The sequence below is a fragment of the Rathayibacter tritici genome (assembly GCF_002932875.1).
GTDB classification, from domain to species: Bacteria; Actinomycetota; Actinomycetes; order Actinomycetales; family Microbacteriaceae; genus Rathayibacter; species Rathayibacter tritici.
Window position 1 is genome coordinate 24390 of sequence record NZ_PSWS01000046.1, and the last position, 21320, is coordinate 45709.

Sequence of the window (21320 nt, forward strand, 5' to 3'; positions counted from 1 at the left end):
GCGGTCCTGGGGCTAGCCTCAGCGGCATGAGCGGTCGGAGCCACCCGGCCGTCGACCGCGTCCTCGCCGATCTCGACCGGCGCGGCGTGCAGCTGTGCGTGCGCTGGCTCGACGAGGCCGCGTCGACGGCCGCGCTGGCAGCCGCGGCGCTGGACGTCGAGGTCGGTCAGATCGCGAACTCGCTCGTGTTCCTGCTCGACGGTGCGCCGTCGCTGGTGCTGACCAGCGGCGGCCACCGCGTCGAGACCGAGTGGCTGGGCGAGCAGCTGGGCGGAGTGATCGGTCGTGCCTCTGCCAGTGACGTGAGAGCGGCGACCGGTCAGGTCATCGGGGGAGTCGCGCCGGTCGGTCATCCTGCGCCGCTCCGGACGGTGGTCGACACGGCGTTGGCCTCCTCTCCGGCGGTCTGGGCGGCGGCCGGGCACCCGCAGACGGTCTACCCGACGAGCTTCGACGAGTTCGTGCGGGTCACCGGGGGCGAGGCGCGCGCGGTCGTCCCGCCGGATGCGCGGCAGTAGCGCCCTCAGGAGGAGAGACGCCCTGTGTGATGCTCGGCCACGGAGGGCGTTTCCGGATCATCCGTCAGAGCACCCGGCCCGCGCCGTCGGCGGCCGTGACCAGGAACAGTTCAGGCGTCGCGAAGCCCTTCTGGGCGAAGGCGGCGAGGACGGCGCCGCGGACCTGCTCCTCCTTCTCGACCGGAGTAAGCGCGATGGCCGAGCCGCCGAAGCCGCCGCCGGTCATCCGCGCACCGATCGCTCCGGCGCCGCGGGCGGCCTCGACGGCGGTGTCGAGCTCGGGAACCGAGATCTCGAAGTCGTCGCGGAGGGAGACGTGGCCGGCGTCGAGCAGGTCGCCGATCGCCCTCGGGCCGTGCTCGCGCAGCGTGCGGACGGTCTCGAGGACGCGAGTGTCCTCGGTCACCACGTGCCTCACGCGACGGAAGGTGACATCGTCGAGGAGTTCCTCGGCACGCGGCAGATCGTGGATCGACAGCTCGCGCAGCGACGGCACCCCGAGCGCCGCAGCGCCGAGCTCGCAGGAGGCGCGCCGCTCGGCGTAGCCGCCGGTGGCATGCGCATGCTCGACGCGGGTGTCGACGACGAGCAGGACGAGTCCCGCCTCCTCGAAACCCAGCGGGATGACCTCGGTGTCGAGGCTGCGGCAGTCCAGGAACACCGCGGCGTCGCGCTTCCCGAAGAGGGACGCCGACTCGTCCATGATCCCGGTGGGAGCGCCGACCGCGACGTTTTCGGCTCGGCGGCCGACGCGAGCCATCGTGGCGAGGTCGAAGCCGAGACCCCAGAGTTCGTCGAGGGCGACGGCCATGGCGCACATCAGCGCGGCCGAGCTCGAGAGCCCCGCGCCGACCGGCACGTCGGAGTCGACGTACGCGTCGAAGCCCGCGTGGGAACCGAGGTCGACGCCGTACTCGGTGAGCGCCCAGACCACGCCGAGCGGGTACGCCGACCAGCCGGTGACGGCGCCGGGGCCGAGCTCGTCGAGAGCGACCTCGACGATCCCGGGGGAGAAGGCACTGCTGATCCGGATCCTGCGGTCCTCCCGCGGGGCGACGGCCACCGCCGTGGCGCGGTCGATCGCGAAGGGGAACACGAAGCCGTCGTTGTAGTCGGTGTGCTCGCCGATCAGGTTGACGCGGCCGGGGCCTGCCCAGACGCCCGCGGCGACGCGCCCGTAGCTGCGCTCGAACGCGGCGGCCGCGCTCTCGGCGACGGCGGTGAGGGACGCGGGAGCGGCGGTCATCGGTTTTCCTCGGCGACGGTGCCGGCAATGGCCGCGGCGGTGGTGGCGGGAGTGGTGGCGCCATCGGGTAGGGAGCCGTCTGCGTGCGCGGCGGTCGGCAGAGCGGCGTCGGGGTACCGGGCGAGCCCGGCCTCGAGAACGGCGGCGTCGGCCCGCTCGATGGCTGCGCGGAGGTTTGCGGCGCTCGTCTCGGGGGGGATGTCGCCGATCCAGGCGCCCATCGCCGCTTCGCTGCCCGCGAGGTACTTGAGCTTCGTCTCCGCCCGGCGGGGCGAGGTGATCTGGAGCATCAAGCGAACCTCGTCGCGGCGCTCGTGTACCGGCGCCTGGTGCCAGGCGGCGATGTAGGGAGTCGGGGTGTCGTAGAGCGCGTCGATGCCGCGGAGCAGGCGCTGATAGATCGTCGCGAGCTCGTCGCGCTCCTCCGCGGTCGTCGCGGCCAGGTCGGGAACGTGGCGGTGCGGCAGCAGGTGGATCTCGACGGGCCAGCGCGCGGCGAACGGCACGAACGCAGTGACATGCTCGCCGCGGATCAGGACCCGCTCCCCGGCCTGCTCGAAGGCGAGGACGTCGGCGAACATCGAAGGGCCGTAGCTGTCGAGCGAGGCGAGCAGGCGGGTCGTGCGGGGGGTGACGTAGGGGTAGGAGTAGATCTGGCCGTGAGGGTGGTGCAGCGTGACTCCGATCGCCTCGCCGCGATTCTCGAACGGGAAGACCTGCTGCACGCCGGGCAGGGCCGAGAGGGCACCCACGCGGTCGGCCCAGGCCTCGACGACGGTTCGGGCGCGGGAGGCGCTCAGCGTGGCGAATGAGCCCTCGTGCTCGGGGCTGAAGCAGACGACCTCGCAGCGACCGACGCTGGTCAAAGTCCGACCGAGCCCCAGGGCGCGGAGGTCCTCGAGCGAGGCGGGCGCGTTCGCGTCCTCGACGAGCGGGCCGAAGGAGGGGGAGCGGTTCTCGAACACGGCCACGTCGTAGTGGCTGGGCACCTCGGACGGGTTCGTCGGTGAGGCGGGGGCGAGCGGGTCGAGTTCGGCAGGGGGGAGAAACACGCGGTTCTGGCGCGAGGCGGCGATCGACACCCACTCGCCGGTCAGCACGTCCTGGCGCATCTTCGCGGTGGCGGGGCGCGGGTCGAGGTGGCGGGCGTCGGCGGCGCGCTCCGGGGGGAGCGTCGTGTCGGCGTCGTCGAAGTAGAGGAGTTCGCGGCCGTCGGCCAGCGTGTGCGGGCGCTTGACGACGCCGCCGGAGAGAGTGATCGCTTCGTTCATGACAGGAGCCACACTAGGGCCGAACCTTCGAAAAAGAAAGGTGATTTTCTCTTTGACAAGTCCTCCCGGTCGCGGCACGATGAGCGGATGAGGAGAGACGGCGAGCAGGAGTCGACGTCGGCGATCGAGCGCCGGCTGCGGTTGCGGCTGACCGCCGAGAACTCGGGCTTCGTCGCGGTCGCTCAGATGGCCGATCTGCTGGGCGTCTCTGTCGTCACCGTCCGCTCCGATCTCGCGGTGCTCGCGGGCCAGGGCGTCCTGCAGCGCGTGCGCGGAGGAGCGATCCCGGTACCCGCTCGCTCCGGCGAGCGCTCGCTCGAGGAGGGCTTGAGCGCCGCGTCCGACGAAAAGGCCGCAATCGGGCGCGAGGCCGCCGCCTCCGTCTCCTCCGGGCAGAGCATCGTGCTCGACGTGGGCACGACTCCGCTCGCCATTGCGCGCGCGCTGGTGGAGCGGGATGACCTGCGCGACGTCACCGTGATCACCAACGGGCTCTCCACCGCGCTGGCGCTCGAACCGGCCATCCCCCGCTTCACTGTCGTCGTCACCGGGGGCACCCTGCGCCCGCTTCAGCACTCGCTGGTCGAACCGCTCGCCTCCGAGATGCTCGAGCGCATCCGCGCCGATGTTGCCTTCATCGGCTGCACCGGTGTTCACCCCGAGGCCGGCGTCACCAACGTCAACCTGCCCGAGGCCGCTCTGAAGCGCCGGATGCTGCACGCGGCGACCCGGCGGATCGTGGTTGCCGACTCCTCCAAGCTCGGCGTCGTCGATCTCGGCCGGGTCGCGTCCGCCGACGAGTTCGACCGCCTGCTCACCGGAGCCGCCGCCGCCGACGGGCTTGTCGCCGCCCTGGAGGAGGCGGGGCTCGCAGTCACCCGCTGCCGCGCGCTCGGGCAGCGCGTCAGTCCGTAGGATCGAGGAATGGCCGACTTCACCCCCGCTCCCGCCACCGGGCGCCAGTTCTCGCTCGACCTCACTGCCGAGGGACGCACCCTGCACGCCGTCGTGACGGAGGTGGCCGCGGCGTTGCGCCACCTCTCCGTCGACGCAGTGGAGATCACCGCCTCCTACCCGGAGAGCACTGTTCCGCCGTTCGGCTCGGGCACTGTGCTGGTGCCCTGGCCCAATCGGGTGAAGGACGGGCGCTGGCACCACCGCGGCGAGACGCTCCAGCTCGCCATCACCGAGCCGAAGTATCACAACGCCATCCACGGCCTGCTGGTCAGCGTTCCCTACCGCCTGGTCGATCAGGGGCCCTCCTTCGTCGAGCTGGCCGCGCCGGTCGTGCCGCAGGCGGGCTACCCGTTCCACCTCGAGACGTCGGTCCGCTACGAGCTGCAGGCCGATGGCTTGAAGGTCGTCCACCGTGTCATCAACGTCGGAGCCGACGAGGCGCCGGTCGCGATCGGCACGCACCCCTTCCTCGCCATCGGCGACGTCCCCACCGACGAGCTCGAGATCACCGTCGACGCGGCGGTACACATCGAGGTCGACGAGCGCCTCATCCCCACCGGCCAGAGCCCGGTCGAGGGCACCGAGTGGGATCTCCGCTCGGGCCGTCGCATCGGCGACCTCGAGCTCGACGACGCCTGGGCCGATGTCCGCGTGGTCGACGGCGAGAGCGTGCACGGGCTGCGCGCCGCCGACGGGCGCCGCGTGCTCCTCTGGGCCGACGCCGCGCACAACTTCATCCAGGTCTTCATCACCCGGATCTTCCCGGACGGCGACGACGTGAAGACAGCGATCGCGGTCGAGCCGATGACCGCTCCTGCCGAGGCGTTCACCAGCGGGCAAGGCCTGCGCTGGCTCGAGCCGGGCGAGGAGTGGACGCTCGCGTGGGGCATCCGCCACGAGGGGTTCCCCACCGCATCATGACCACCCTCGCGGCGGTCGGGCGCGACGACGAGGCCAAGCGCGTCGCCCTGGTCCGGATGAAACGGCTCGCTACGGGCCTGCTCGTGGTGATGGCTGTCGTGTTCGCCGTCTCGTTCGCCCTTCAGGACCGGTATCCGTGGCTGCAGTGGGTGCGGGCCGCGAGCGAGGGCGGAATGGTCGGCGCGCTCGCCGACTGGTTTGCCGTGACGGCGCTGTTCCGCCGTCCGCTCGGACTACCGATTCCGCACACCGCGATCATCCCGACCAAGAAGGATGAGATCGGCGCGAGCCTCGCGCAGTTCGTCGAGGAGAACTTCCTCCGCGGCGCCATCGTGCGCGAGAAGCTCGACTCCTTCGGGGTCGCCCGACGGGCGGGGCTCTGGCTTGCCGAGCCCGAGAACGCGCAGCGGGTCGGTGGCGAGAGCGCGGCCGCCGTCCGGTCCGCGATCGCGCTGCTGGACGACTCCGACGTGCAGCGCGTGATCGAAGCGCTCGCGCGACGCCACCTTCTCGACCCGCAGTGGGGGCCGCCGCTGGGCTCGCTGGTGGGCAGTGTGGTCGAGGCCGGGCACCACCGGCGCCTTGTCGACACGCTGGTCGAGCAAGCGGAGGCCTGGCTCGCCGCGAACCCGCAGAGCTTCACCCGGATGGTCAGCGGACGCCTGCCGAGCTGGTTGCCGTCCGCGGTCAGTCGAGCGGTGGACGAGCGGCTGTATCACGAGGCCCTCGTCTTCATCGCAGCGGTACGCGACGAGCAGGGCCACCCGTTGCGGATCGCCATCGACGGCTACCTCGCCACGCTGGCGGAGGATCTGGGCACCGATCCCGATCTGATCGCCCGTGTCGAGGAGATCAAGAACCGCGCGTTCGACAGCCCGCGCGTGCGCGAACTCGCCGGCGACGCCTGGGAGGCGACGAAGGCCTCTCTCCTCGGTGCGATGGACGACCCGGCGAGCCCGCTCCGCGGCAGCATCGAGTCCATCGTGGTCGACCTCGGCCGGCGTCTCTCGACCGATGCCGGCCTCGCCGCAACCGTCGATGCCTGGATCGGATCCGTCGCGGCGAACCTCGTCGACCGCTACCGCACCGACATCGCCAGCATCATCGGCGACACGATCCACCGCTGGGACCCGCGCGAGACGTCCGAGAAGCTCGAGCTGCAGGTTGGCAAGGACCTCCAGTTCATTCGAATCAACGGCACCGTTGTCGGCTCCCTGGCCGGCCTGGTCATCTTCACCCTCGCGCACGCGCTGCTCGTCGCGTGAACCGGAGTGCAGGGGGCCGCTCCGCAAGCCCTCGTCGGTGTCGGTGGTCGGGCGTACCGTCGCAGCATGAGCGATGACAACACCACCGACCCCGATGTCAAAACCGAGGGCGATGTCCTCGGCGCACGTGCCGACGACGGCAGCGACACCAGCGCCAGCAAAGACCCGTCCGACTGGGTGACCGGCGATGAGCCGATGACCGGCCCGCAGCGCAGCTACCTCGACACCCTTGCGCGCGAAGCGGGCGAGACCCTCCCCGCCGATCTCACCAAGGCCCAGGCCTCCGAGCACATCGATCGTCTGCAGTCCGCCACGGGCCGCGGCGACGGCAGCAATGGTCACGACTGATTCCCTGGGAGTTTCCGGTGAGTGAGTAATGGTCCGGTGACGCGTCCTAGAGAGGACGCGCCACCAGACCATCGTTCTCAGTCGCGCGTGGTCATTGCCACGGACGACGTGCAGCCCACCGCGGCCTTAGCACTTAGCCGGTGTCTGCTCACTGCGGAAGTCCCAGCCCTGGCCGGCGACTTGCCCCGTGACAGAACCGTTGACATACCGGATGTAGTGGCCTTGATAGCGGTAGCCGAAGTGAATTTCCCACGTACCGGTCACTCGGGTGGATTCCTTCGAGGCCCAGATTCTCACAGCCGAGTGCGGTCCGACATCCTGTCTGACCTCGTCGCCGGTGCCGTCGCTCCACAACCATTGATGTTGGATCGAGCCCGATAATCCTGCCTCGAACGCTGCGCCGAGTTTTGTTCCGGCATTCACGTCGACGCCCCAGCTGTTGGTTGTTCCGCTGACGGCGTCGAAACGAATCACTCGAGTCGATTCGAAGGCGGTGCAATTCGTGTCCGACCCGGCCACGCGTGGCTCGTCATCGACGGTCTCAAGGCGGCTCGAGTGGAAGACGCAGGAATCAGGTACGCCCCTATTGCAGAGCTCGAGGAGCTCCGCGCTGGACGGCCCGCCGTCTGCGCTCGCCGATGGGGCGACCACGAGGGTCGCCGGCACGGCGAGAACGATGACCAGGAATGTTCGTAGAAGTCGTTTCATCATCAGCTCAGCCCGACCCGGACGGCCTGGTCGCCTCCATCTTGGGACACATCAGGGACGTCGGAGCGGAACGGGCCTTCGCGTGACCCGTCTCTGCGGTACAACCAGACCCAGCAGTCCGCCCAGCCCTGAACGGAACCGACGTGCATCTTCAGCTCGTCACCCAGGACCAGGAACCAGTTCACCCGATTGTCCTTGGGGCACTGTGTCGGCACCCAGATCGTCAGTTCTCTGCCCTGAAAACCCTCCCCACTGAAGATCCGCGCCCCGATGACGTCCGTCGGCTTTCGTACCGCGGAGCTGCCTGAGCAGGAGTACTTGGATGTGGACATCGAAAAGTCGCAGACGGGCTCGTCCGCTTGGGCCGCCGTCGCGGGAGAAAGCACGGTCGTCAGAAGGCAACAGCCTACGACGCCAAGAGCTACACGAGCTCTCGCACTGATTCTCAAATTACTTCTCCTATCATTGTTGAGCGGGGTTCAGTATCGCTGTGTCGCCCTTCTTGATGGCGATGGTTAATCTCCCACGGCCGAGGCCGCAATTCGTTAGTTTCAAGAGAATTTCAGGTCGTCTCGGACAATTCAAAGATCGCCGGACGCGCCTCCTGCCCGCCGATACCTGTGTTACTGGTGCGGGGGCAAGGGCGGCGAGTCGGTCATCACTCCGGGTGGAGCCGGCAGCGCCCCGTAGCACGCGCTCGGAGGCTGAGTACCAGTCCTCCATCGCGCCCCGTCCGGGGCACAGGGTCGGCGGGTGAGTCTGTTCTTCCAACGGCTCAGTGACTCCGGCACCGTCGGCCCGCGCGAACGACTGCGCCGGAGTCACGGGAGGTGCCTCCGCTCCCGCCGGCGCGCCACGACCGCATCCCGCTCGACCCGCTGCTGCGTCGATGGGCGAGCCGCTTGCCGACCACCCGTCCGCTGTGACCACCGCCGGGACAGACAGTGTCCGCGCGGTCGTCGAGAGTTCCTGGCATCCGGTAGGCCGGATGCCCGCCGCACTCCGGGCCGGTCGGCAATGACAGTCGCTCCGGTTCGGATCACCACCCGTTCGATGCTCGAACGTCTCGCCGCGACCCGGCCCTCCCTGCCTCCTCGAGAAGGGACCCCGCGATGACGACTCGCGTCTCGCACACCGCCACGACCGTCCGCCTGGTCCGCTGGTACCGACTCGACTCCGACTGGCTCTCGGAGGTGGTCACCGGTCGCCTGCTCGAGCATCAGGAGGGCCGCTGGCGCCTCCTCGTCGGTGAGAAGGTCCGCGACTACCCGGACGTCGTGTGGTCGCTCTGCCACGAATGACCAACGAGCGCACAGAGCGCGTCAGAGGTAGAGGTAGTAGGTCCTCGCGCAGTCCGTCGAGCAGAACGGGTCGCGAAGACGAGCGGGCCGAAGACGGCACGCCTCGCACAGCCGCGGCCGCCGCAGGAGACCGCGGAGAAAAGTCAGCACTCCTCCCAAGGTACTGGCTCGGCCTGGCTGAGCCTTAGCACGGTCTGGAACGCGCGTCCGGAATGCGCGACCACATCATCGGGTGGTGGGCCCCGTCGGGCTCGAACCGACGACCCGCGGATTAAAAGTCCGCTGCTCTGCCAACTGAGCTAGAGGCCCGCGTGCTCCAGGGTAGCGGCCCGAGGACCTCCCCGGAGCGGGCATACCCGCCCAGGCGCGGACGTTACCCTCCTCGGACCCCATCGAAGCGCGAGCCTGAGAGCACGTGCGCCCACGACCGCGGAAGGCGGCGCCATGACAGACGGCTTCCACAAGCCGACGAAGTTCCCCTCCCACGTCTTCGAGGCGTTCCAGGGAGGAGAGGACCCGGCGCAGATCAGCCGCGTCGCCCACGAGACCGCTGTCGCGCTGCTGAGCCGCGTCCGCAACGACCCCGACCCGGTGATCATCGACCGCCTGGTCGAGTACACCGACCACAACGGCATCGACGCGCTCGCCGAACTCTGGGCGCGATCGAGTGCTGTGAGTCTTCCGGGTGCGCTCTGGCGGCTGTACCTGCTCCGGCTGGTGATCCGGCAGGACCCGGAGAGCACAAGCTTCCTCTATCAGCGCGGAGTCGAGCTCTCGGCCACCATCGACCCGGTCGTCGCGGGAGCGAGCACCCCCACAGGGCCGGCCGAGATCACCGAGCTGGCCGACCGCATTCTTCGCGGCGTCTTCGACGGCGACTTCGCGGTGGCGCTGGACCGCGCTGCTGCGTTCTGCCGGGTGAGCGCCTCCGGAGCCGTCTCCGTCGCCGATGACCTGGAGCCCGTGAACGCAGTCCGCGCGAGCGAGCTGACCACGCGGGCTCTACGTCTCTCGACCACGGCGTCCGAACTCGTGAGCTGCGCGCGGCTGTGGCGCAGCGACTCCCTGGAGTGACGCGCACCCGGCGTTCCTCCGCTGCGACCGCGGTTCGCCGGCTCCGCGGAGGCCTTTGATAGACTCAGCATGGCCGGATCGCAGTAACCCCGGGCTCCACTTATAGCCGCTTCGAGCGGCCTCGCGCCGAGAGGCGTTTCTGCGGTCCGGCCCCTCTTCTGCTCGCATCGCGGCCGCGGTGCGCGAGGTGAGGGCCCAGGAGGAGACATCCTCGACCGAGTCCCCACAGACAGGCGTCAGCGGAATGACACAGACAGGCGCCAGCGGAATGACGAACAGCAGGGCTCTCCGGATCGGCGCGCGCGTCTGGGCGGGGGCCGGCCTGCTCGTGGTCGCCGCGCTCTACTTCCTCGCGGCCCCGAGCGTCGATGCTGCCGAGGGGGCGCAGTTCGCCGCCGGAGTCTCCCTCTCGCAGGGCACCGTGATGCGCGTCCTTGCGGGTCTCGACGTGCTCGCGGGGCTCTGGGTCCTCATCCGCCCGCGGAGCTACCCGGGCATCACCGCGGCGGCCGTCGCCGTCATCTCCCTCTGGCTGGCGCCTCGGCTGGGTGATCCGGCCCTGGTGCCGGTGGGCACCGTGGCGCTGGATGTCCGATTCGTGACGCATCCGATCGAGGTGTCGGTCGTCGTAGCAGGTCTCGCCGTGACAGCCTTCTGGATGACGCGGAATCTTTCTGCCCGGGCGCGGGCGAGGCGGGGCTTATGACGGATGACACCACAGCGGAGGCGGCTGTCCTTCTCGAGCGCATCGCCGGAGGAGAGCAGGTCGCCTTCTCCGAGCTCTACGACCAGATGGCCGGCCGGGTCCTCGGACTGATCACCCGCGTCCTCGTCGACCGCTCCCAGTCCGAGGAGGTGGCCCAGGAGGTCTTCCTCGAGATCTGGCAAACCGCTGCACGTTTCGCTCCGAATAAAGGAAGCGCAACGACCTGGATCCTCACGATGGCACACCGCAGGGCCATCGATCGGGTTCGCGCGGCCCAGGCGGGCCGCGACCGGGACATGCGCATCGGAATCCGAGACCTGGGACGCGACTACGACCAGGTCTCCGAGCAGGCGGAGGTGTCCCTCGAGCACGAGAAGGTCGCGGCCGCCTTGGGCCGCCTGACGGAGCTTCAGCGGCAGGCGCTGCAGCTCGCTTACTACGGCGGTTACTCGCACAGCGAGATCGCGGGGATCCTGCAGTGCCCCGTGGGAACCGTCAAGACACGCCTGCGCGACGGAATGATCAGACTTCGAGAAGAAATGGGGGTGGCCCTGTGAACGATGTGCGACTCCCTGAGGGGACGGATGACCCGCGTGATCTCGCGGCGGGTCACGCACTGGGCATCCTGACGCCCGAGGAGCAGGAGCGCTACGGGCGCTTCCTGTCCGAGCACCCGGAGGCGCGCGGCGAGGCCGACGCGTTCGCCGAGGTGGCGGAGGCGCTCGTCGCCAACGCACCCGCCGTGGAGCCCTCGCCGGGCTTCAAGGCCGACCTGATGGCGCTCATCGCCGTGACCCCGCAACTGCCCCTCCAGGAGCCGGACGACGACCACGAGGTGCCCGCCACGCCGCGCGCGATCCCGGTCGCCGGCGGTGACGAGCGGAGTACTCCGACGGCTCGCGGGGAGAGCGGCGGCAGCGCCTCGAATCGGGCCCAGAGCCGCTGGTTCGGTCGGCCCGCGATCTACCTCTCGGCGGCAGCAGCTGCCGCGGTGCTTGTGGTCGGCGGGGTGACCCTCCCGCCCCTGCTCTCCTCCGGCCCCGGCCAGACCCAGCAGCTGTCGGCTCTCGAGCAGATCCGCAGGGCCCCCGACGCGCAGGAGACGACGGGAACGGTCGCCACCGGTGAGCGGGCCACGGTGGTCTGGTCGAGTTCGCTCGGCCGTTCCGCCCTCGTGGTGGACGATTTGGCTCCGCTGCCGAAGGACAAGACGTACGAGCTCTGGTACATCGGCTCATCCGGTCCGGTCGCTGCGGGCACATTCGACGGGGGAGCGGGGAGCACGGTCGCCCCGCTCGAGGGCAGCCTCACCGAGTCTGGAGTGGTCGCGGTGACAGTCGAGGACGTCGGCGGATCGCCGACTCCGACCACCGACCCGATATTGGCGATCGATATCGACATCGCCTGACGATCAGGACGAGAAGAGCCGCACTCCTTCGCGGGGTGCGGCTCTTCGTGTTCCTGGGGGCGAGCCGCACCCGGAGGGATCCGGCTCGTCGGCGGTGCGGCGGATCAGCCGAAGCGCCCCGAGACGTAGTCCTCCGTCGCCTGGACGGAGGGGCGGGAGAACATCGTCGCCGTGTCGTCGTACTCGATCAGCTTGCCCGGCTTGCCGGTGCCCGCAATGGTGAAGAACGCGGTGCGGTCGGAGACGCGCGAAGCCTGCTGCATGTTGTGGGTCACGATCACGATCGTGTAGTCGTTCTTGAGCTCCTCGATCAGGTCCTCGATCGCAAGCGTCGAGATCGGGTCCAGGGCGGAGCAGGGCTCGTCCATCAGCAGGACATCAGGGGAGACGGCAATCGCGCGAGCGATGCACAGGCGCTGCTGCTGCCCGCCGGAGAGACCGGAGCCGGGCTTGTCCAATCGATCCTTCACCTCGTTCCAGAGGTTCGCGCCCTGAAGCGAGCGCTCGACGAGCGCATCCGCGTCCGACTTCGAGATGCGGCGGTTGTTGAGCTTGACGCCGGCCAGCACGTTGTCGCGGATGGACATCGTCGGGAACGGGTTCGGGCGCTGGAAGACCATGCCGACCTGGCGGCGGACCTGCACCGGGTCCACACCCGGGCCGTAGAGGTTGTTGCCGTCGATCAGCACCTCGCCCTCGACGTGCGCGCCGGGGACGACCTCGTGCATCCGGTTGAGCGTGCGCAGGAAGGTGGATTTGCCGCAGCCGGAGGGGCCGATGAAGGCCGTCACCGTGCGGGGCTCGATGGCGAGCGAGACGCCCTCCACCGCGAGGAACTGGCTGTAGTAGACGTTGAGGTCGTTGACCTCGATGCGCTTGGACATTGCTTCCTTCGGGGATTCCGGCCGGAGCCGAGTGGTGGGTGTCAGCGGCCGAGCTTGGGGGCGAAAATCTTCGCGATCAGGCGGGCGATCAGGTTCAGTGCCATGACGATCAGGATGAGAGCGAGCGCGCCGGTCCAGGCGCGGTTGAGGAACGCCTCGGCGTCGGGGCCCTGGTTCGCGTACTGCGTGTAGACGAAGACCGGGAGGGTCATCATCCGCTCGCTGAAGAGGTCGTAGTTCATCGAGGCGGTGAAGCCGGCGACGATCAGCAGCGGCGCGGTCTCGCCGATCACGCGGGCGATCGCCAGGGTGATGCCCGTCGTGATGCCGGCGATGGAGGTCGGCAGCACGATCTTGACGATGGTCAGCCACTTCGGCACGCCGAGCGCGTAGGAGGCCTCGCGCAGCTCATTCGGAACCAGCTTCAGCATCTCCTCCGACGAGCGGACGACCACGGGGATCATCAGTACGGCGAGGGCGATCGAGCCGGCGAAGCCCATCCGCACGCCGGGGCCGAGGACGAGCGCGAAGAGCGCGTAGGCGAACAGGCCCGCGACGATGGAGGGGATGCCCGTCATGACGTCGACGAAGAAGGTGATCGCGCGGGCGAGGTGACCGCGCCCGTACTCGACGAGATAGATCGAGGTGAGCAGGCCGATCGGCACCGAGATCAGGGCGGCCATCGCCGTGATCTCGAGTGTGCCGATGATCGCATGCAGGGCGCCGCCGCCTGCGTCGATCACGTTGCGCATCGAGGAGGAGAAGAACAGTGGGTCGAAGCGCGCGACTCCGTTGGAGACGACCGTGTACAGCAGAGAGATCAGCGGGAGCAGCGCGATGATGAAGGCCGTCGCGACCAGTGAGGTCACCAGGCGGTCGATCGCCTTGCGGCCGCCCTCGACGAGACGCGAGACCACGTAGATGGCGATGTCGAAGAGGACGGTGCCCCAGAAGATCGCGCCGACGAGACTGAAATCGTTCATCGTCCCCGCGGCCTGGAGGACCAGGAAGACGGCGGCGAAGACGACCCAGCTGCCGACAAGCAGCATCCAGGGGGTGCCCTTGGGCAGCTTGCCCGCCTGCAGCGAGAAGGGCATCGAGGTGGTGGCGGCGGACATCAGTTGGCTCCCGAGAAGGCCTTGCGGCGGTTGACGATGAACCGCGCGACCGAGTTCACGACGAGGGTGATGACGAAGAGGATCAGGCCGGAGGCGACGAGCACGTTCACGCCGACTCCGCTCGCCTCCGGGAACTGCAGCGCGATGTTCGCGGCGATGGTGTTGGAGTTCTGCGAGGTGAGCAGGAGGAAGGAGACGACCGTCGCGGGCGAGAGCACCATCGCGACGGCGAGCGTCTCGCCCAGGGCCCGGCCGAGGCCGAGCATGGCCGCCGAGACGATGCCCGGGGCGCCGAAGGGGAGGACGGCCATCCGGATCATCTCCCAGCGAGTCGCGCCGAGCGCGAGCGCCGCTTCTTCGTGCAGGCGGGGGGCCTGGAGGAAGATCTCGCGGCACACCGCCGTGATAATCGGGATGACCATCACGGCCAGCACGACGGAGGCGGTGAGGATCGTCTTGCCGGTGCCCGAGGCCTGGCCACCGAAGAGCGGGAACCAGCCGATGTTCACGTTCAGGAAGAGGTAGAACGGCTGCACCATCGGAGCCAGCACGGTCGCGCCCCAGAGGCCGAAGACCACCGAGGGGACGGCGGCGAGGAGGTCGACCACGTAGCCGAGGGCCATCGCCACGCGGCGCGGTGCGTAGTGCGAGATGAACAGGGCGATCGCGATCGAGAGCGGCAGAGCGATCACCAGGGCGATCACCGCCGACCACACTGTGCCGAAGACCAGGGGACCGACATAGGCCCAGAAGCTCGTCGCGTCGCCCGGGAGGCTGTCGGCAGGCGCAGTGAACGCGGGGATCGACTGCGCGATGAGGAAGATCGCGACGGCTGCGAGGACGAGGAGGATGAGGGAGCCGGCGGCGACGGTCGAGATCGAGAAGATCCGATCTCCGACACGCACCTTCGCCTTCGGGCGGACGACGGTCTCAGTTGCCATTCCAGGGGACTCTCTTCAGACGAGGTGATTCGGCGGGGCGCACAGGGAGATGCTAAGGCGCGAAGGGGAGCGTCCGGGTGGGTCGAGCCCGGCACAGGCGGGGCCCGTCCCGCGGATCGTGCTGCGAGACGGGCCCTGCCAGTGGAATTACTTGATCGACTCGATCGCGGTGGCGACCGTGCCGGCGAGCTCCGAACTCAGAGGAGCGGAACCGGCCTGAGTGGCGGCGGCCTTCTGGCCGTCCTCACTCGCGACGTAGGCGGCGTAGGCCTTGACGACCTCGCCCTTGTCGGCGTCCGCGTACTCCTGGCAGACGAGGAGGTAGCTGACCAGAACCAGCGGCCAGGCGTCTGCCTCGGTGCCGGTGCGGTCGATCGTGATCGCGAGGTCGTTGTCCTCGCGGCCCTCCGCGATGGGGGAGGCGGCGACGACTGCCGCGGCGCCGTCGGCCGAGATGGTCGAGAACGCGTTGCCCACCTTCAGCTGTGCCATGTCCATGCCCTTGGCGCCGGACTCGTCGGCGTAGCCGATCGTGTTGGTCCCGTTCTTGACCGCGTCGACGACACCTGAGGTGCCCTTGGCGCCGTCACCGCTGGAGTACGGGAAGGTCTGGGCGGCAGGAGCGTCCCAGACGTCCTTCGCGGTGGCCGCGAGGTAGTCGGTGAAGTTCTGTGTTGTGCCCGAGTCGTCCGAGCGGTGCACGGAGGTGATGGTCGCCGACGGGAGGGTCGCGTCGGGGTTCAGGGCCTTGATCTCCGGGGCGTCCCAGGACGTGATGGTGCCCTTGAAAATTCCTGCGATGGTGGCCGCGTCGAGCTTGAGCTCGTCGACACCCTCCACGTTGAAGATGACCGCAATCGGCGAGATGTATACCGGGAGGTCGATTCCCTTGGTGTCGGGGGCGCAGGCGGCGAAGGTGCCCGCGAGCTCCTCGTCCTTGAGCGCGGAGTCGGAGCCGGCGTAGTCAGCGGCGCCGTTGATGAAGTTGGTCCGGCCGGCGCCTGAACCCTGCGGGTCGTAGTTGACAGTCACGTCGGGGTTCGCGGTCTGGAACGCGGCGGCCCAGGTGGTCTGCGCGGTGCCCTGAGCGGACGAGCCGATGCCGGTGATAGTGCCTGAGAGCGTGGAGGTTGTGGCGGAGCCGGAGCCGGAGCCGCCGCCTGCGGCCGGTGCCTCGTTGGCAGCGCAGGAGGTCAGCGTGATCGCTGCGACGGCGGCGACGACGGCCGCCTGGCCGAGACGCGAGAATCTCACAAGTATCCCTTTCGGGGTAGGAAAGCGTGGACAACAGAACAGGGCCTGGTGCAGCCCGCGAGCGAGAGTACGGAGACGTCGTGTCTTAGCACCGTCCGCTCGGTGAACGCGCGGTGAACGGGGCTGCGTCACGCAGCGCGGAGTGACGGGACGGCGGCTCCGGTGCGGAGCGTCGAGCGCGGCCCGGCCGAGCGAGTCAGCCCAGCGGCGTGTGCATCTCGATCGCGATGATGCCGGAGCCGGGGTGGCTGGTCGCGAGGTGCACGACGGCGAAGCCGCCCGTGGGCAGCGCGGCCGCCTCGTCGAGGTAGGCGCCGAGCGGAGTCGCCGTGGCGAGGGCGATCTCGCGCAGGATCTCGGGAAGGACGGGCCGATGGCTGCACAGCACGGCGGTGCGGCGCGCGCGGACCCGTTTGCCGACAAGGGCCCGGAGATCGGCGGTGCCGTGCTCGTGCGACTCCTGGCTCAGGTCGTCGCGCAATGTGACCGGTTTCTTCACGAGAGCGGAGAGAGGGGCGATGGTCGACCGGCAGCGTTTGGCGGTGCTGGAGACGAGTCGGCGCGGCCGCCAGGCGGCGAGGGCCCGGGCGACCGCAGCCGCCTCGATCCGGCCGCGCCCGGTGAGGCGGCGAGTGGAGTCGCGCCCGTCCCACGATGAGGCGGGCACGGCCTTCGCGTGCCGCAGCACCAGGATCGCGAAGGTCTCGAGTGCTCCGCTCGCGGCGATCCGGGCGAACTCGTCGACGATCGTGACGTCGTGGGGATAGGTGAGGTAGGTCCGCGCCCGCTTGAGGGTGACCCACTCGAGCGCCTCGACCTCGTCATTGGGGAGGAAGTCCGAGGCGAGGACCGCCTTCTCGGTCACCTGCGCGGCCCAGTAGTAGACCACCTTCGGGCGCCCGCTCGGCAGCGTGTACTCGGTGCAGCCGAGCGGTACTCCGAGCGCCACGGTGAGGCCGGTCTCTTCGCGGATCTCGCGCACCGCCGTCTCGGGGAGGGACTCGCCCGCGTCGACCTTGCCCTTGGGAAGACTCACGTCCCGGCGGTGCGGCCGGTGGATCACGAGGACGTGCGGCCGACCCTCGATGATCCGCCAGCACACCGCTCCTGCTGCGTAGACGGTTGCCGTCACGGTGTCAGCGGCTGGAGGCCCGGTTGGCGGAGCGTGTCGCCGCACGCTTGCGATGGCTGATGTGCTGCATCAGCTGGTTCTGCAGGTCGGCGAGCGGAGCGCCGTCCGCGTCCAGGTGGTGCCGCGTCCAGTCGCCGTCCGAGCCGAGCCACCAGGAGGCGGTCCGCTCGTCCATCGCCCGCTCGAACATGTCGTCGATCTCGCTGAGGTGCGCCGGCTCGACGATCCGCACCAGCGCCTCGACGCGGCGGTCGAGGTTGCGGTGCATCATGTCGGCGCTGCCGATGAAGACATCGGGCTCGCCGCCGTTGACGAAGCTGAAGATCCGGGAGTGCTCCAGATAGCGGCCGAGGATCGAGCGCACACGGATGGTCTCGGAGAGCCCCTCCTGCCCAGGCTTGAGGCCACAGATGCCGCGGACCCAGACGTCGACCGGCACGCCGGCCTGGCTGGCGCGGTAGAGCGCGTCGATCACTGCCTCGTCGACGATCGAGTTCACCTTGATTCGGATGCCCGAGGGCCGCCCGGCGCGCGCGTGCTCGGTCTCGACCGCGATCCGCTTCAGCAGCCCCTTGCGCAGGTGCCGCGGCGCGACGAGCAGACGCTTGAACTTCTTCTCGATCGCGTAGCCCGAGAGCTCGTTGAACAGGCGGGTGAGGTCCTTGCCGACCTCCGGGTCGGCGGTGAGCAGGCCGAGGTCCTCGTAGATGCGCGAGGTCTTCGGGTTGTAGTTGCCGGTGCCGATGTGGGAGTAGTGGCGGAGCACCCCGCCCTTCTCCTGGCGGATGACGAGCGCGAGCTTGCAGTGCGTCTTCAGCCCGACGAGCCCGTAGACCACGTGCACGCCCGCCTTCTCGAGCTTGCGCGCCCACGAAATGTTGGCCTGCTCGTCGAAGCGCGCCTTGATCTCGACCAGCGCGAGCACCTGCTTGCCGGACTCGGCCGCGTCGATCAGCGCCTCCACGATGGGGGAGTCGCCCGAGGTGCGGTACAGCGTCTGCTTGATCGCGAGGACGTCCGGATCCGCGGCCGCTTGCTCGAGGAAGGACTGCACGCTGGTCGCGAAGGACTCATAGGGGTGGTGCAGCAGCACGTCACCGCGCGACACGGCCTTGAAGACGTCCTGGCGCTGGTTCGGCTCACTCGGCGAGAGCTGCACCGCCGTCGTCGGAACGTGGTTGGGGTACTTCAGATCGGGCCGATCGATCTTCTGCAGGCTGAAGAGCCCGCTGAGATCGAGAGGAGCCGGGAGCTTGTAGACCTCCTGGGTCGTGATGTCGAGCTCGCGCACCAGCAGGCCCAGCGTCTCGTCGTCCATGTCGTCGGTCACCTCGAGGCGGATGGGCGGGCCGAACCGGCGACGCAGCAGCTCTTTCTCGAGGGCCTTGATGAGGTTCTCGGTCTCGTCCTCGTCGACCTCGACGTCCTCGTTGCGGGTCACCCGGAACACGTGGTGGTCGAGGATCTCCATGCCGGGGAACAGGTCGTCCAGCTGGTTGGCGATCAGGTCCTCGAGGGAGATGAACCGCATCGGCTCGCCCGGCGCCGCGACCCCCGCGATCCGCACGAAGCGCGGGAGCATCTGCGGAACCTTGAGGCGTGCGAACTCGACCTTCTGCGTCTTGGGATTGCGAACACGCACCGAGAGGTTGAGCGACAGGCCGGAGATGTAGGGGAACGGGTGAGCCGGGTCGACCGCGAGGGGCATCAACACCGGGAACACCTGCGCCGAGAAGTAGTCGTCGAGCACCGTCCGCTCGGCATCGCTCAGCTCGTCCCAGCGGACGAGGTCGATGCCGCCCTCGCGCAGCGCGGGCTCGACGAGTTCCTTGAACGCCCGGGAATGGCGCTGCTGAAGCAGATGCGCCTTCTCGGAGATGTCGGTCAGTACGTCGACGGGGACGCGGCCGATGTTGGTCGGCAGGGCCAGACCCGTCAGGATGCGGCGCTTGAGGCCGGCGACGCGGACCATGAAGAACTCGTCGAGGTTCGACGAGAAGATCGCGAGGAAGTTGGCCCGCTCGAGCGCCGGCACCAGCGGGTCCTCGGCCAGCTCGAGCACACGCTGGTTGAACGCGAGCCAGCTCAGCTCGCGGTCGAGGTAGCGATTGTCGGGAAGGAGCGGGTCCGAGTGCTCCTCCTCGTCGTCGAAGTCGTCGTCGAGGTCATCGCTCAGGCCGTCTTCGAGAAGCAGGTTGTCGCCGTCCATGCGACCATCCTGGCATCGCGTCCGCCCACTGCGCGCCGCGGGCCGTGAATGCCGGATGAACGACGGCCGGGGAGGGCCTGTGGAGGAGTGTTTGCTCCGCACACCGGTTCAGCGCACGGGCGCGGCCCGCTGCAGGTACTGCACGTCGACGGAGGCATCCGTGAACCCGAGCGAGCGGTAGAGCGCCACCGCCGAGCGGTTCTCGGCCTCGACGTAGAGGTCTGCCGTTGTGCAGCCCCGTTCCAGCATCCGCGCGAGTCCCGCGGAGAGCAGCGTGCGACCGAGTCCACGGCCGGCCGCCTCCGGAGCGACTCCCAGCACGTAGATCTCGCCGGTCGTGGACCCGGGCTCGATCTTGAGCCAGTCGTAGCCGATCAGCGACCCGTCCGCATCGCGCAGCAGCAGGAAGTCGCCCTCGTCGAACCAGGGCTCCGCGCGCCGGGCCGCCAGGTCCTGCTCCGTCAGCCGCCCCTGCTCAGGGTGGGCGGCGAAGACCCGCGCGTTCAGAGCGACCCACTCGGCCGGATCGAGGTCGCGCGCGTCGGCGAGGACGACGCCCTCGGGGACCCGGACCTTTGGTGCAGCGAGCGGCTCGAGTTCAAGGTGCAGGAGAGTGCGCACCGCAGCGAATCCGTGCGAGGCCGCCAGCGCGCGGGCGACCGGATGGTCGCCGTGCGCCCACGCGAGCAGGCCGGTGCGGCCGCTCGCGAGCACCTGCTCGAGGGTCGCGGTACCGAAGCCCACCCCGCGCCACTCCGGATCGACGACGAACTCCAGCTCGCCTTGCCCGAGGATCGCGGCCGCCACCACCACGTCGGCGCGCAGGCCCACGAGCAGAGTGCGCGAGCCGGTCCGGGCATCGACGAGGGTCTGATCGCTGAACGGGGGCTGGTGGTCGAACCAGGCGGCGCGGCCGATCAGGTGCTGCAGGCCGGCCGAGACGGCGGGATCGGCCAGGTCCTCAACGGACAGGTTGAGCGACTCGCTCATTGTCCTCTTCGTACACGTTGAAGCGGTATCCGACGTTGCGGACCGTGCCGATCAGCGACTCCAGATCGCCGAGCTTCGCGCGCAGTCGGCGCACGTGCACGTCGACCGTGCGGGTGCCACCGAAGTAGTCGTAGCCCCAGACCTCGCTCAGCAGCTGCTCGCGGGTGAAGACGCGCGAGGGGTGCGTGGCGAAGAAGCGGAGGAGCTCGAACTCCTTGAAGGTGAGGTCGAGCGGGCGCCCGTGCACTTTGGCGGAGTAGCTGGCCTCGTCGATCACGACGCCGGAGGCCTGGATGCGCGAGGTCGACTGCTCCTGCGCCAGGCGGCCGATCACCAGGCGGATGCGGGCGTCGACCTCGGCGGGGCCGGCCGAGTCAAGGATGACGTCGTTGACGCCCCAGTCGGCCGAGACCGCGGTAAGACCGCCCTCGGTGAGGATCAGGATGAGGGGGACGGTGATGCCCGTCGTGGTGAGGATCTTGCAGAGCGACTTCGCGCTGGCGAGGTCCTGCCGCGCGTCGACCAGGATCAGATCGCAGCTCGGAGCATTCACGAGCTGGGCTGGTTCCGCGGGGATCTGCCGGGTCCGGTGGCTGAGGAGCCCCAGCGCGGGGAGCACCTCGGCGCCTCCCGCCGAGGTCAGTATCAACAACTGCGCCACTGATCCTCCAGAACTGGTCTGCCCGCCATACTAGCGGCGGGCTGGAAGAGGCGGCCCCCTGGGGCACAATTGAGGGATGGGCAGGGATCGGGTGGGCATCGGGGTCGTCTGGGTGCTCGCGCTCCTGGGCTCCGCGGTCACGTTGACCGTCTCCGCTGCGGAGTCCCGTCAGCTCTGGCTCGCGCTGACCTTCGGTGGCTGTGTGCTCGCGACCTTCGCCGTGCAGCTGGCCGTGGCCCGCGCCGAGGGGTACCTGCTGCGCGCGATGACGAGCATCGTCGGGGCGATGGCCCTCATCGCGGTTGCGAGCGGGATCGCTCTCCTCCTGCCCGCCTGAACACCTCCTGCCCGCCTGAGCACTCGCTCTCTCCCGCCCCGGTGTCGGACCCGGCGGGTAGGGTGGAGTCA

23 protein-coding genes and 1 tRNA gene are annotated in these 21320 nt (G+C 69.2%); 11 read left to right on the forward strand and 13 right to left on the reverse strand.

The features are described 5' to 3' along the window. The first annotated feature begins 26 nt into the window (after positions 1 to 26). The gene (locus C5D07_RS06985; RefSeq protein ID WP_068251726.1) at positions 27 to 518 is read left to right on the forward strand and encodes a YbaK/EbsC family protein; all 492 of its coding nucleotides are present in this window, start codon (positions 27 to 29) and stop codon (positions 516 to 518) included. Between the two features lie 64 nt (positions 519 to 582). Here the strand turns inward: C5D07_RS06985 and galK are convergent, their stop codons facing one another. Continuing rightward, the gene (galK, locus tag C5D07_RS06990; RefSeq protein ID WP_104259016.1) at positions 583 to 1764 is read right to left on the reverse strand and encodes a galactokinase; all 1182 of its coding nucleotides are present in this window, start codon (positions 1762 to 1764) and stop codon (positions 583 to 585) included. Continuing rightward, positions 1761 to 3035, reverse strand: a complete 1275-nt coding sequence (gene galT / locus C5D07_RS06995; RefSeq protein ID WP_104259017.1) for a galactose-1-phosphate uridylyltransferase — start codon at positions 3033 to 3035, stop codon at positions 1761 to 1763. Before galT ends, galK begins: the two co-directional genes overlap by 4 nt. Before the next feature lie 87 nt (positions 3036 to 3122). Between galT and C5D07_RS07000 the strand changes: the two genes are divergently transcribed. The 4 genes from C5D07_RS07000 (at position 3123) to C5D07_RS07015 (ending at position 6526) form a co-directional block, all read left to right on the forward strand. Then, positions 3123 to 3950 carry a DeoR/GlpR family DNA-binding transcription regulator gene (locus C5D07_RS07000; protein WP_084415792.1) on the forward strand — a complete coding sequence of 276 codons (828 nt, stop codon included), beginning with the start codon at positions 3123 to 3125 and terminating at the stop codon, positions 3948 to 3950. Between the two features lie 9 nt (positions 3951 to 3959). Beyond that, the gene (locus C5D07_RS07005) at positions 3960 to 4913 is read left to right on the forward strand and encodes an aldose 1-epimerase family protein (RefSeq protein WP_068251732.1); all 954 of its coding nucleotides are present in this window, start codon (positions 3960 to 3962) and stop codon (positions 4911 to 4913) included. Continuing rightward, entirely contained in the window at positions 4910 to 6178 is a 1269-nt protein-coding gene (locus C5D07_RS07010; RefSeq protein ID WP_068251735.1) for a DUF445 domain-containing protein, read from the forward strand. Before C5D07_RS07005 ends, C5D07_RS07010 begins: the two co-directional genes overlap by 4 nt. Before the next feature lie 66 nt (positions 6179 to 6244). After that, a complete protein-coding gene (locus tag C5D07_RS07015) occupies positions 6245 to 6526 on the forward strand; it encodes a DUF3072 domain-containing protein (RefSeq protein WP_068256952.1) in 282 nt (93 codons plus the stop codon). A gap of 126 nt (positions 6527 to 6652) precedes the next feature. Here the strand turns inward: C5D07_RS07015 and C5D07_RS15310 are convergent, their stop codons facing one another. Next, positions 6653 to 7000, reverse strand: a complete 348-nt coding sequence (locus tag C5D07_RS15310; RefSeq protein WP_146076755.1) for a hypothetical protein — start codon at positions 6998 to 7000, stop codon at positions 6653 to 6655. Positions 7001 to 7236: 236 nt separating this feature from the next. Beyond that, a complete protein-coding gene (locus tag C5D07_RS07020) occupies positions 7237 to 7419 on the reverse strand; it encodes a hypothetical protein (protein ID WP_104259018.1) in 183 nt (60 codons plus the stop codon). A 927-nt stretch (positions 7420 to 8346) separates the two neighbouring features. On the opposite strand from C5D07_RS07020, the gene C5D07_RS07025 reads away from it, so the two are divergent. Beyond that, positions 8347 to 8535: a hypothetical protein gene (locus C5D07_RS07025; protein WP_068251741.1), complete on the forward strand. Its 189-nt coding sequence runs from the start codon at positions 8347 to 8349 to the stop codon at positions 8533 to 8535. Positions 8536 to 8768: 233 nt separating this feature from the next. On the opposite strand, the gene C5D07_RS07030 is transcribed toward C5D07_RS07025, so the two are convergent. Beyond that, positions 8769 to 8844, reverse strand: a tRNA-Lys gene (locus tag C5D07_RS07030). Positions 8845 to 8979: 135 nt separating this feature from the next. Here C5D07_RS07030 and C5D07_RS07035 point away from each other — a divergent pair. From C5D07_RS07035 to C5D07_RS07050, 4 genes are all read left to right on the forward strand, one after another. Continuing rightward, positions 8980 to 9609 (forward strand): DNA-directed RNA polymerase subunit beta, encoded by a 630-nt coding sequence (locus tag C5D07_RS07035; RefSeq protein ID WP_068251744.1) that lies wholly within the window; start codon positions 8980 to 8982, stop codon positions 9607 to 9609. A 268-nt stretch (positions 9610 to 9877) separates the two neighbouring features. After that, positions 9878 to 10315 carry a hypothetical protein gene (locus tag C5D07_RS07040; protein ID WP_068251746.1) on the forward strand — a complete coding sequence of 146 codons (438 nt, stop codon included), beginning with the start codon at positions 9878 to 9880 and terminating at the stop codon, positions 10313 to 10315. Further along, entirely contained in the window at positions 10312 to 10872 is a 561-nt protein-coding gene (sigK, locus tag C5D07_RS07045; protein WP_068251750.1) for an ECF RNA polymerase sigma factor SigK, read from the forward strand. The genes C5D07_RS07040 and sigK overlap by 4 nt, the downstream gene beginning before the upstream one ends. Next, entirely contained in the window at positions 10869 to 11723 is an 855-nt protein-coding gene (locus tag C5D07_RS07050) for an anti-sigma factor (protein ID WP_104259019.1), read from the forward strand. Before sigK ends, C5D07_RS07050 begins: the two co-directional genes overlap by 4 nt. 104 nt (positions 11724 to 11827) lie before the next feature. Here C5D07_RS07050 and pstB read toward each other — a convergent pair whose 3' ends face one another. The 8 genes from pstB to C5D07_RS07090 all read right to left on the reverse strand — a co-directional run bounded on the left by pstB (position 11828) and on the right by C5D07_RS07090 (position 20912). Further along, on the reverse strand, positions 11828 to 12607 hold the full coding sequence (pstB, locus tag C5D07_RS07055; RefSeq protein WP_104259020.1) for a phosphate ABC transporter ATP-binding protein PstB: 780 nt from the start codon (positions 12605 to 12607) through the stop codon (positions 11828 to 11830). 41 nt (positions 12608 to 12648) lie between these two features. Then, positions 12649 to 13725: a phosphate ABC transporter permease PstA gene (gene pstA / locus C5D07_RS07060; RefSeq protein ID WP_068251756.1), complete on the reverse strand. Its 1077-nt coding sequence runs from the start codon at positions 13723 to 13725 to the stop codon at positions 12649 to 12651. Then, the gene (pstC, locus tag C5D07_RS07065) at positions 13725 to 14666 is read right to left on the reverse strand and encodes a phosphate ABC transporter permease subunit PstC (protein ID WP_068251758.1); all 942 of its coding nucleotides are present in this window, start codon (positions 14664 to 14666) and stop codon (positions 13725 to 13727) included. The genes pstA and pstC overlap by 1 nt, the downstream gene beginning before the upstream one ends. 147 nt (positions 14667 to 14813) lie before the next feature. Further along, complete coding sequence (gene pstS / locus C5D07_RS07070; RefSeq protein ID WP_068251761.1) at positions 14814 to 15920, reverse strand: phosphate ABC transporter substrate-binding protein PstS; 1107 nt, start codon at positions 15918 to 15920, stop codon at positions 14814 to 14816. A 196-nt stretch (positions 15921 to 16116) separates the two neighbouring features. Further along, on the reverse strand, positions 16117 to 17052 hold the full coding sequence (locus C5D07_RS07075; protein ID WP_068251763.1) for an NUDIX hydrolase: 936 nt from the start codon (positions 17050 to 17052) through the stop codon (positions 16117 to 16119). A 4-nt stretch (positions 17053 to 17056) separates the two neighbouring features. Continuing rightward, on the reverse strand, positions 17057 to 19261 hold the full coding sequence (locus C5D07_RS07080; protein WP_068251766.1) for an RNA degradosome polyphosphate kinase: 2205 nt from the start codon (positions 19259 to 19261) through the stop codon (positions 17057 to 17059). Positions 19262 to 19369: 108 nt separating this feature from the next. After that, on the reverse strand, positions 19370 to 20251 hold the full coding sequence (gene mshD / locus C5D07_RS07085; protein ID WP_068251770.1) for a mycothiol synthase: 882 nt from the start codon (positions 20249 to 20251) through the stop codon (positions 19370 to 19372). Further along, entirely contained in the window at positions 20223 to 20912 is a 690-nt protein-coding gene (locus tag C5D07_RS07090; protein ID WP_068251774.1) for a winged helix-turn-helix domain-containing protein, read from the reverse strand. Before C5D07_RS07090 ends, mshD begins: the two co-directional genes overlap by 29 nt. Before the next feature lie 76 nt (positions 20913 to 20988). On the opposite strand from C5D07_RS07090, the gene C5D07_RS07095 reads away from it, so the two are divergent. Then, the gene (locus C5D07_RS07095) at positions 20989 to 21249 is read left to right on the forward strand and encodes a hypothetical protein (RefSeq protein WP_068251775.1); all 261 of its coding nucleotides are present in this window, start codon (positions 20989 to 20991) and stop codon (positions 21247 to 21249) included. Positions 21250 to 21320 lie beyond the last annotated feature (71 nt).

Bases quoted from the DNA above. Each gene is read 5' to 3' on its own strand.
- C5D07_RS07080 (WP_068251766.1), bottom strand. From the start codon at position 19,261: ATGGACGGCGACAACCTGCTTCTCGAAGACGGCCTGAGCGATGACCTC.
- pstB (WP_104259020.1), bottom strand. From the start codon at position 12,607: ATGTCCAAGCGCATCGAGGTCAACGACCTCAACGTCTACTACAGCCAG.
- galK (WP_104259016.1), bottom strand. From the start codon at position 1,764: ATGACCGCCGCTCCCGCGTCCCTCACCGCCGTCGCCGAGAGCGCGGCC.
- C5D07_RS07005 (WP_068251732.1), top strand. From the start codon at position 3,960: ATGGCCGACTTCACCCCCGCTCCCGCCACCGGGCGCCAGTTCTCGCTC.
- C5D07_RS07095 (WP_068251775.1), top strand. From the start codon at position 20,989: ATGGGCAGGGATCGGGTGGGCATCGGGGTCGTCTGGGTGCTCGCGCTC.
- pstC (WP_068251758.1), bottom strand. From the start codon at position 14,666: ATGGCAACTGAGACCGTCGTCCGCCCGAAGGCGAAGGTGCGTGTCGGA.
- mshD (WP_068251770.1), bottom strand. From the start codon at position 20,251: ATGAGCGAGTCGCTCAACCTGTCCGTTGAGGACCTGGCCGATCCCGCC.
- pstA (WP_068251756.1), bottom strand. From the start codon at position 13,725: ATGTCCGCCGCCACCACCTCGATGCCCTTCTCGCTGCAGGCGGGCAAG.
- C5D07_RS07015 (WP_068256952.1), top strand. From the start codon at position 6,245: ATGAGCGATGACAACACCACCGACCCCGATGTCAAAACCGAGGGCGAT.
- galT (WP_104259017.1), bottom strand. From the start codon at position 3,035: ATGAACGAAGCGATCACTCTCTCCGGCGGCGTCGTCAAGCGCCCGCAC.
- C5D07_RS07000 (WP_084415792.1), top strand. From the start codon at position 3,123: ATGAGGAGAGACGGCGAGCAGGAGTCGACGTCGGCGATCGAGCGCCGG.
- sigK (WP_068251750.1), top strand. From the start codon at position 10,312: ATGACGGATGACACCACAGCGGAGGCGGCTGTCCTTCTCGAGCGCATC.
- C5D07_RS07025 (WP_068251741.1), top strand. From the start codon at position 8,347: ATGACGACTCGCGTCTCGCACACCGCCACGACCGTCCGCCTGGTCCGC.
- C5D07_RS06985 (WP_068251726.1), top strand. From the start codon at position 27: ATGAGCGGTCGGAGCCACCCGGCCGTCGACCGCGTCCTCGCCGATCTC.
- C5D07_RS07040 (WP_068251746.1), top strand. From the start codon at position 9,878: ATGACGAACAGCAGGGCTCTCCGGATCGGCGCGCGCGTCTGGGCGGGG.
- C5D07_RS07010 (WP_068251735.1), top strand. From the start codon at position 4,910: ATGACCACCCTCGCGGCGGTCGGGCGCGACGACGAGGCCAAGCGCGTC.
- C5D07_RS07035 (WP_068251744.1), top strand. From the start codon at position 8,980: ATGACAGACGGCTTCCACAAGCCGACGAAGTTCCCCTCCCACGTCTTC.